A 9,940-nucleotide genomic window follows, 5' to 3' on the forward strand; every position below is an offset into this window, starting at 1 on the left:
TTACTTTTTTGATTAACTTCCACTAAGGTATTATATTTAAGATTAATACGATTGATTGCGTCATTAATAGTTGTTAGCTGATGCATGACTTTTGGTACTCCTTTTAAACTATGCTCAAAAGATTGGGTAGAACGTTGTAAAACTAGGGAAGATTGGGTAAAATTATTTTGTGCGATCGCTAAATCTGTGGTAGCATTAGATAATTGATCTGGTAAACGGCTACGATCTAAAGTATTAGCAGCTTGGTTAAAAGTATTAGCGCCTTCTTCTATTTTACTAAAGGCGTTACTCATGGCAACTTCAAGACTATTGCCTAGATCGGCGAACATCAGATCGCAGTGATCGCTAAAACGATTGATAGCTGTTTCTACAGGATTGACAGTTTGTAATTGAGGTAAACAAAAATTATCTGCATAATCTTCTAAGAAATTAATCAGGCTAGTTTTAGCAATATTAGTATTCCAAATTAAGTTCAGCACAGTCAGTAAAGAACTACAGGCGATCGCAATTAAACTAGTAATAAAAGCAATACCCATTCCCTGTAGCGGTTGGTTTAATTCTTCAACTAAACTTCTAACATCTGTAATATCAACTTGGGTTATGGTTTGGCTTAAGTTAGTTAAATTAATTGTAATCCCTAAAAATGTCCCCAATAAACCAAAAGATAATAATAAATTAGGTAATAATCTTGTAAAGTAAGCAGTAGCTTCACAATTAAAAGGTAGTCCTAAAATCTTAAATTCTTCTTGGCTATATCTTCCTGCTATTATGGCTGTTGTGTTAATTTCTTCCGTTGTCGGACTAAAACTTTGAAATCTTTGTTCAATTTTGCTAAGAATATAAGGTTTTCTATCGATAGTTCTTCCTTCTAATAAATATTTAGTTCTTTTAGCAGAGCTAGTTAAATGCCGATACAGAAAAAAACGAACTAAAATGCCAAGCATTGTCGGTATAATAACCAAAACAATCGCCAAAAATACTAAATAGGAAGGTAATAAACTGAAGATACTCATTATTAGTCACACAATACTAATTGCTCCTCTTCAGTCTCACACAGTCAAGGAATAAAAATCAGATAATTTAAGCTTTTTACTATATTTGTGTTTAAGTTCGCCAAACATTTAATATTTTGATATTATATGAAGCTAATTTAAGCTGCTATGCATTTATTTTGATCTCTCACAAGCCTTGCTGAAAGAGGTTTAGACTTCAAAAATCCCAATTTAAGTGCTTGTCAGCTTATCAGTATCATTATAAAAATATTTTTGCTTCTTTATTGAATTATTGATGCTATTAACCTTGATTTTAATATTTTTTAGTTATCTTAATTTTCTTGCTGTCATCGAGATAATTAGTATTTTTAAGAAAAAAATTAGCTCTTGGTCTTATGAAATTGAGGATATTATTGTTGCTAGTTTATCTAGCTTATCTTTCATTTTAATTGTTTTAAAAATTTTCTGGGTAAATCCCAGTATTAAAAATATTTTTCTTGTACTTATTATCTTTATTATCGGTTTTGTTGGCTTATTATTAATACAAGCAAAGTTGTTTGGCAAAGATCAAATATTGTCTGCATCCAACTTACTATATTTTAAAATTCCTAAATTATCTAATTCATTCTGGTTTCTAGGCATCTTTTTATTTTGTCTTTTGAGGGCTTTGCTTAAAGTCAAAAGCTTTAGTGAAGTGGTATATATTCCCTCTCGCTACAATACAGACATTTTCTTATATCTGAGGAGAATTTCTGTATTTTTAGACCCTAGTGTAGCCGTTAATCATCAAAAATTAGACAGAGTAATCGTATTAGCCGATACTTGTAGCGAAGTCAGTTTTGATAATAAGCAGAGTAATATTATAAAACTGAATATGTATTGAAAAATCTATACTTCGATTGCTATAACTCCAATTTTATTTTTGATCGGAAACAATTCATCAAACAGTAAAGGGTTGACAATGCCAACCCCCCCGACAAAAATTTATTAACAATTAATAACTAGCAACCAAAGAATCCTTTAATTGATAATCAGGAATGCAATTTTCTTCCATAAAAGTGCGATATTCTTGGGAAGAGCGATCGCATTTTTCTTGACTCCAGCCACAATATTTTCTTAGGGTTTCAGTTACTACTGGTAATAAGTCCAAACCATAATTACCGTTCATCGCCAGAGTAGTGCGACGACGAATAATATCCACCAAATTGTGCGCCATTTCTTCTTTAACTGCGTAAACAATTTGCGCCTTAATATCGGGAAGATTGGGGCTGATGTTAGTCGCTAATTCTAGATTTTCTTGAGTTAACGCCAAGACATTAACAGCTCTTGCGCCATAGATAGAAAACAAATAGTTAATTGTATCAGGAGCAAGACGATCTTGGTATTGACTAATCGCTTGATGAATTCTGCGATCTCCTGCAACTATACAACCAGGCAAGGGAATTTTATCAGTTTTACAAGGTTGGGGTTTTCTGCCCATTTTTTTCAAAGCTACATCGATCATCTCTTCCCCAACATTACGATAGGTAGTCAGTTTTCCACCAATTAAAGATATTAGATTACTAACACCTTCTTTTGTATGGTCGTGTAAGATGTGTTTGCGAGTAATGCTTCCTGGTTTCTTTCCTTCTTCATTGGGTAAAGGACGCACCCCAGAATAAGTAAACAAGACATCCTTACGAGATAAATTAGCGTTGGGAAAAATATTATTAGTTTCTTGGATTAAATAATCTACTTCTTCATCATTAGCTTTAATACGATCTAAATCACCCTTAAATGGTAGATCGGTAGTACCAATTAAATACTTATCTAACCAAGGCAAAATAAAGAAAGGACGACCGTCAGACTTAGCCTCTACATAAAAGCCCTCGTCAACTGTACCAGGGAAACGATCTACAATGATGTGACTTCCTTTTGTCCCTCCCATCTTACGAGTCTTTCCAATGGGCTGGCGATCTCCTTGACTACTACCCCGTTGACATACCTTATCGACCCAGGGACCAGCAGTATTAATAACAACGGTATTGGGACTACCTGTAACAGTAAAAGTCTCTTCTGTTAACCTATCTTTACAGATTAATTGCTTGATTTTAGAGCCTTCTATTTTTAACTCAGTAACTTCACTGTAGTTAATAACATCTGCACCAGCTTCTTTAGCTGCAATGATATTTTCTAAACAAAGTCTTTCGGCTAAAGCCACCTGTCCATCATAATACTGTGCGCCACCAGCTAAACCATCTTCATCTATCGCCCGAAATAACTGCTTAAACTTAGCTAACGGTAACATTCGATGAATTGGTACAGTTTTATCGTAGCTAAAAATATCATAGAGAATCATACCAGCCCAAATTTTCCAGTAGGGACGAGAGCGATCGCTATATACGGGGATAGTTAAAAGTAAGGGGTCTACCAAGTGAGGTGCGTTATTAAATAGTACTTCTCTTTCTTTTAAAGCCTCTCTAACCAAGGGAAATTCAAAGTACTCCAAATAGCGTAAACCACCATGAATCAAGCGACTCGACCAGCTAGAAGACCCACTAGCAAAATCACTTTTTTCTAGCAAAATGGTTTTTAACCCCCGCAAAGCAGCATCTCTGGCGACTCCTGCGCCATTGATTCCACCCCCAATGACAATTACATCATATTCTTGCTGTTCAATTTGAGTAAAATTACGCATAACTTAATAGATTGCTTTTTGGTTTTTATGATTGTCTTAAAAGTTATCTTAACGACATCATTACTTGATGATTATTTTTGATGCCTGGTAACTATTTTGCTCTAATTACTAACTTTTCTCTTGCAACAAGAATTTTTTTTATCCTGATACTTCCATCTATAGCCAAACCCCAATCAATACTTATAGGTAAAGGCGCGTTGTCTTATGTTCCTATAAGATTGCATCTAATAAATCAGAGTAGTTTATCTACTGCAATTCGGTTTGCTATTATTGGGGAGCGAACTTCTTTGAGCAAATACTGCTTGTTTTAATCCAAGTCAAAAATCTAAAATGTGAAGTAAGACTATTACTTAGTAACCAACTTAACTTAATTCCCAACAACTTTGTTTTAAATTAATCTTAAATATTGTGAATCTGCCTATGGTTGTAATGAAATAGCAACCAAACCCTTTCAGCGAAAAGGCTAGAGCTTTGCAGACAGATATATTTTCTGGCTATCAAAAGAGACTATTTAAAATAGCTCGTGAAAAATAAGAGTTTGAATAAAATGCGACTAATTTCTAATATGAAGTGTCTGTTTTGATAAAAAGAGCGATCGGGAAAAATACTAATATGCAATTTAGGTGATAAATATTTATTTTTCATAACATCGCAGTAAGACAAAAGAAAAAATCAATTAGCTTAGAGATGTAAATTACTAGCTAAAATTTGAACAGGATATATTGTAATGTATACCAGCATTGGTATAGTTTATTTGTACGTATGTATATTAACACCACCGAAGCAGCATCTTATTTAGAAATTTCTCCTCGAAGACTCAGAAAACTTCTGCAAGAGGAGAGAGTGAAAGGAGCTTATAAATGTGGTAACTCTTGGTTAATTCCTCTTTATAAGGGAATGCCACAGATAATCGAACGTCAGCACGGTCAGAGAGGAACATGGAAGAAGAAGAGAAAACCAAAAAGAACTATTGTTCACATCAATAGAAATAAAATTGCTTCTAATCTCAATAAAAATCCAGAAGAAAGAGAGCCTATCATTTCAGTCAAAGGGAAAAAAAACACCTATGTTAGTCAGTTAGAAATCCCTTTTCCCTGTAGACTGATATATAGACCTGATAAATCTCTAGATTGTGGTGCAAAAGTTTGGATCGAAGTATTAGATTATGATTTAGAAAAAACTTTGCCATTAACAACTACTCAAGATTCTTTTCCCTTATCTTCATAGATATTAAAAAGTATTTGAATTTCCCCTACAAGAGGATTATTGAGAGCAGGTAGTGTTTTCGCTCTTTGCTTGATTATGTAAAAGATTAAGCTCGCAAATCTGTGAACGAGCCTTTTACATAGCATTATAGGGTGAGCAATGCACACCCTACCTGGTGGAGTGATTACGATTTTAAACAGCAGCAGTTTTTTTGCTATCGACAGTTTCTCGTTCCAAATTATTAAACTGATCTAATAAACGATCTGCCCAGTACTTAACATCATAGGTTGTGACTGTTTCATACATTTTTTGCATTCTTTGTTCTTGTTCTTCAAGAGACATGGCTAGAGCTTCTTCAATCGCTGTATCCATCCGAGTCAGGGAGTAAGGATTAGTTAAAACTGCTTCGGGTAACTCTACCGCAGCACCAACAAATTCAGATAAAATCAAAACTCCATCTTTGCCTTCATGAGCCACCACATATTCTTTAGCCACTAAATTTAAACCATCTCTTAAAGGAGTAGTCCAACAGACATCCGCAGCTTTGTAGTAAGCAATTAAATATTCAAATGATAGAGGTTGAGTAAATAAACGAATTGGCATCCAGTCCAATTTACCAAAGCGACCGTTGATTTTACCCGCTAACTGTTCGATGGTACTTTGAGCCGTTTTATAAATCCGCATTCCCGCAGCAGGTTGCACACAGGTCATAGTAAAGCTAACTTTGCCATGTAAATCAGGACGACGTTCTAACAAACGCCCGTAAGCTTCCAGCATTTCTTGATTACCCTTAACATAGTCAACTCTTCCTGCTGCAATAATCAGCTTTTTCCCCTGCAATTCTTCTTTGATTTGAATTAATCTCTCTTTAGTTTCTGACCTTTCCAAAATAGAAAGAATGTGTTGAGGATTAGTTCCTACAGGAAAAGCATCAATATTAACTATTTGCCCTTTATAGCCTAACTTAGTAGTCATTTCTGGTTCTGCTAAAGCAATACCTACAGGAGTAATATGACCTTCAACAGGTTTTTGTTCGACAACTTCTACTGGTTTGATGCTGCGAGCTACATTAACAAAATTTTCTGAATAACGAGGAACGTGAAAGCCTACAATATCGCAACTTAATAGACTCTCAACAATCGCATCTCGCCAGGGCAAAATATTAAATACATCCACTGAAGGGAAAGGAGTATGGTGAAAAAATGCGATTCTGGCATTGGGTTTTTGTTCTCGAATATACCCAGGTACTAACCACAAATTATAGTCATGAACCCAGATTAAAGCGTCATCTGCTGCTTCTTCACAAGCTGCTTCGGCAAACAAACGATTAATTTCTTGAAAATTCTCCCAATCAGTAGTTTCTGAAGTAAAGTGATCGGGAAAAGAATGCAGTATCGGCCAAAAAGCCTCCTTGGAAGTAATATGATAAAAATCTTTGACTTGTTGGGCATTTAAAGGAATACGCCGAACATTATAATTAGCTTCTCCTTCAATAGTTATCGTGGGTTCAAAACTAGCTTGTTGTTTTTTATTAAGTTGTTTCCAAGCAATCCAAGTTCCCCGATTAACATCAGCAAAAAAACTTTTGAGAGTAGGAACAATGCCGTTAGGACTTTTTTTCCGAACATAATGTATTTTGCCGTCTTTTACCACTTCATCATGGGGTTCACGATGATAGAGAATTACTAAAGAGGATTTCATGATTTTTACTATTTTAAAATGACAATAACTTTACGGAACTTCTTCCTTGCTTACAGCCATCATTATGTCAATTTTTTAGCTAATTGAACTTTATGGTTACTACTGTAATTTACAATCAAGAAAGTAAAGATTCCCAAGAATTAACTTGGGTTGGCTAAACTACAAAAATATCTTTAATTAAAGAAAATTTTAGTAGAATTGCTAACTACTTTCAATTTACTATGGATTGTGTAAAACATTATTACGAATTGTTAGGGACTGTAACACAATAGTTACAGATTAATAAACCTTCTAAAGATAGATTTCGCTAAAATCAAAAGTATGGCAGACTGGGCAAAAGGAAAAAAAATCGAAGAGAAAGCTTAGTGGTATCAGTAGAAGTTAATCAATCAATTGAGTTAGTTTCTAAAGAAACAGGAAAGTTATTAGCATGGGCATCGGGACTAGAAAGTTCTACTAATAGTTATCTAGAACAAGCTCAAGCTTTAGCGCGTAAATTGGGGGCGCACTATCGTCCTGATGGCTTAACGGAAATTGGTTTTTGGGTACCAGGATTAATTAGAGATGCTCTACATGAAAGGGAGATTTATCTAGAAGTTTTTACTCCTTTAGAGCCGATTGATTGGCGTAGTCAAGAACAAAGAATCAGTTTTAGACGCGATCGCTTACACTTAGAACAGCAAGGAGAATATATTTGGGGTGTCCTATCAGGAATGACCCCAGGTACGAAGGAGCAAGCTGGCTCTTTTTATTGGTTACGCTACATTGACCGTGCAGAAAAATTACGCACGATTCGGGATTTGATGCCCTACTCTCTCCCCTATGGCATCTTTGCTCCAGCAGAATTTTACGATCTGGCGAGTCTGCAACAAAGTAGGGCAGATTTAGAGTACTTTAAAGCCCCTAAGACCTTAAAAAAAGATCAAACCTATCGGGTAGAAGCCCCCCGTAATATTCTGCAAATGCACGTTGGTACAGCGTCGGCAGAAGGCACGATAGAAGGCTTGACGGCAATCTACAAGACTATCAGTGAAAAAATTATCAATAATGAACCTTTAACTACTGCCGAACAAAACTATGTGGGGTACGATGCCATTCAATTATTACCCACTGAGCCGACTATTGAATTTCGCGATGAGTATACCCCTGAAAGCGAATTTTTCTCTTTGGTTGCTGAAGATGAAGACACAGTAGAAATTGAACTTACCAAGCCCCATACCCAAGATTGGGGCTATGATGTACCAATAATTGGCTCTAGTACCACGAACCCATCCCTACTAGGTAGTTTACGCCCCGATGAAGTAGTAGAGTTTATTGCCACCTTACATAATTTTCCCAGCCATCCCATTCAATTAATCTACGACTTAGTTTATGGTCATGCAGATAACCAGAGTGAGTTATTGATTTCTAGTCAGTTTTTCAAAGGCCCAAATATGTATGGTCAGGATTTAAATCACCAGTTACCAATGGTGAGGGCGATCTTACTAGAAATGCAGCGACGCAAAATTAATGATGGAATTGATGGTATTCGCATTGATGGGGGTCAAGATTTTCGCTTTTTTAATCCTCTTTCTGGCAGAGTAGAACAAGATGATGCTTATCTGTTAGAGATGAGTAATGTTCCTCAAGATATTGCTAGCCACAAAAGACTTCTATTTACGATCTTTGAAGATGGTCGCCCCTGGCCCGAAGAAGGCTGGGAAGAAAAATCTCGCTATCGAGAATTAATTGAGCTAAAACCAGAGTCTTTCCAATGGGGTCCTTTGATTTTTGCCCACAATACTCCCAGTTTAAAAGGCTTTTGGGAGCAGAAATGGTCGCGAGTTTTAGAAGTAATGACTATTGGCGATCGCTGGATTACAGGTTGTGCCAACCATGATACTGTTAGAAGAGGCAACCAAATCGAGCTAGAACAACCGATCAATCATAAGCTGGGTCGTAATTTACCCGAAATACTCCATCAAGCCTACGACAACCCTGCTATTACCACTTGGGTTTATGGTTTTAGTCCTGGTTTACCGATGGACTTTATTAACTCGACGATGCGCGCTCCCTGGATGTTTTTCCGCAATACCGACGAGCAATACGGTGTCAAAGTAGTTTCCGAAGAAATTGGCTTTCTCCATTGGCAAATTACTCCTGAATTATATCGTCGTCGTCACTGTTATCCCCGTCTGAAAGCTCAAGGTTTTAAACAATTAAAACAATTACAAGAGTTTGGTAAAGCTTTACAGCTAGCAATGGCAAAACAAGACTACAATTTGGCAGAAGTTGTCGAGGTACTCCGCTCTTGTACCGAAACCCAGTGTCTAGTAGAGCTTCCGCCTTTAAAAGAGCTAATGCGTGGGGGGATGGTGCGCTTCCTCAAAAAACTAGATACAGATCGTTTAAAAAACTTTGCAATCATGTTTATGGAAGACTGCTACCAAGTGTGCAATGTCTCTCATTATTACAATAAGCTCGACCCAGTACAAACTCAATTTAATCTTAGCTTGCGAGAATTTCGACGCAATCATCCTTGGATAGCTGAAAACATCCAAAAAGATGACCTTTTTGATCGCATAATCGAACAAGAAAGAAGCATTTTTTATGGGGTTCGTTACTCTCCCGATAAGAAAGAAGGAGTGGCTATAATTGCTCACTTAGAAGGCAAACCCATCACTCTCAATGTCCTGAAATTATTAAAGCTAGAGCAAAAACAATGGGAAATAGCGATCGCTTATCCCGATCTCAAAATAGACGATTTATCGGATTTGACCCTAAATCATAGCCAAGCACTATTACTCACAATGGCTTAACTTTAGGGGAGACGAAAACAAACCAACACACATTTATTTCCAGAGGTGAACAGTTGTTTGCCACGACTAATATTTTTATTTTTGGGCGTTGCTGATTTGAGGGATGAAATCAATAACGATCGGGTTCGTAGCTTATAGCTTATAGCCTTCTAAAGATTTATAAAAAAGCTCTAATTTTTAAAATCATACTTTAGATTCAGCAACGCCTATTTTTTAAGTTCCACAAGAACAAGCAACAGCCTCAGTAAAATAACGCTAACCAATAAGTTATTAGCTAATTAAGCTCTAAAAAAGCTGTTAATTCTAGCTCTTTAGACAAAATGCTGAATAGTTTCATACTTCTTACTGATGCTTAATTAATAGTCGTTTTCGTACTATTAATACAGATACTTCTCGAACACCTCCAGGATTCATGCCTCTTAGTTGAGCGTAGTCCTGGTTTTATTTTTTGAGAGGTTAATGGTTAGTTCCGTCCCATCCTCGTCCCAAACTAAGCGGGATAATATAGTTATTGCTTATAAACAGTTTACTAAAAATCTTTGCCCCCTAAAACATAAACCTCTTCA

At 36.1% G+C, this 9,940-nt stretch carries 6 protein-coding genes; 3 read left to right on the forward strand and 3 right to left on the reverse strand.

The window, feature by feature from the left end; all coding sequences use genetic code 11:
• On the reverse strand, positions 1-1,013 hold a 1,013-nt coding region (locus H1P_RS27180; protein ID WP_186376165.1), incomplete at its 3' end, for a methyl-accepting chemotaxis protein.
• Positions 1,014-1,299: 286 nt separating this feature from the next.
• On the opposite strand from H1P_RS27180, the gene H1P_RS27185 reads away from it, so the two are divergent.
• Positions 1,300-1,875 carry a hypothetical protein gene (locus tag H1P_RS27185; RefSeq protein ID WP_144873618.1) on the forward strand — a complete coding sequence of 192 codons (576 nt, stop codon included), beginning with the start codon at positions 1,300-1,302 and terminating at the stop codon, positions 1,873-1,875.
• Positions 1,876-1,986: 111 nt separating this feature from the next.
• On the opposite strand, the gene glpD is transcribed toward H1P_RS27185, so the two are convergent.
• Positions 1,987-3,669 (reverse strand): glycerol-3-phosphate dehydrogenase, encoded by a 1,683-nt coding sequence (gene glpD / locus H1P_RS27190; RefSeq protein WP_144873622.1) that lies wholly within the window; start codon positions 3,667-3,669, stop codon positions 1,987-1,989.
• A 762-nt stretch (positions 3,670-4,431) separates the two neighbouring features.
• On the opposite strand from glpD, the gene H1P_RS27195 reads away from it, so the two are divergent.
• Positions 4,432-4,896 (forward strand): MerR family transcriptional regulator, encoded by a 465-nt coding sequence (locus H1P_RS27195; RefSeq protein WP_186376166.1) that lies wholly within the window; start codon positions 4,432-4,434, stop codon positions 4,894-4,896.
• 171 nt (positions 4,897-5,067) lie between these two features.
• Here H1P_RS27195 and ggpS read toward each other — a convergent pair whose 3' ends face one another.
• The gene (gene ggpS / locus H1P_RS27200; protein ID WP_144873625.1) at positions 5,068-6,576 is read right to left on the reverse strand and encodes a glucosylglycerol-phosphate synthase; all 1,509 of its coding nucleotides are present in this window, start codon (positions 6,574-6,576) and stop codon (positions 5,068-5,070) included.
• 365 nt (positions 6,577-6,941) lie between these two features.
• Between ggpS and gghA the strand changes: the two genes are divergently transcribed.
• Positions 6,942-9,374 carry a glucosylglycerol hydrolase gene (gene gghA / locus H1P_RS27205; RefSeq protein WP_144873628.1) on the forward strand — a complete coding sequence of 811 codons (2,433 nt, stop codon included), beginning with the start codon at positions 6,942-6,944 and terminating at the stop codon, positions 9,372-9,374.
• Positions 9,375-9,940: the final 566 nt, after the last annotated feature.

The sequence above is a fragment of the Hyella patelloides LEGE 07179 genome (assembly GCF_900659865.1).
GTDB lineage: Bacteria > Cyanobacteriota > Cyanobacteriia > Cyanobacteriales > Xenococcaceae > Hyella > Hyella patelloides.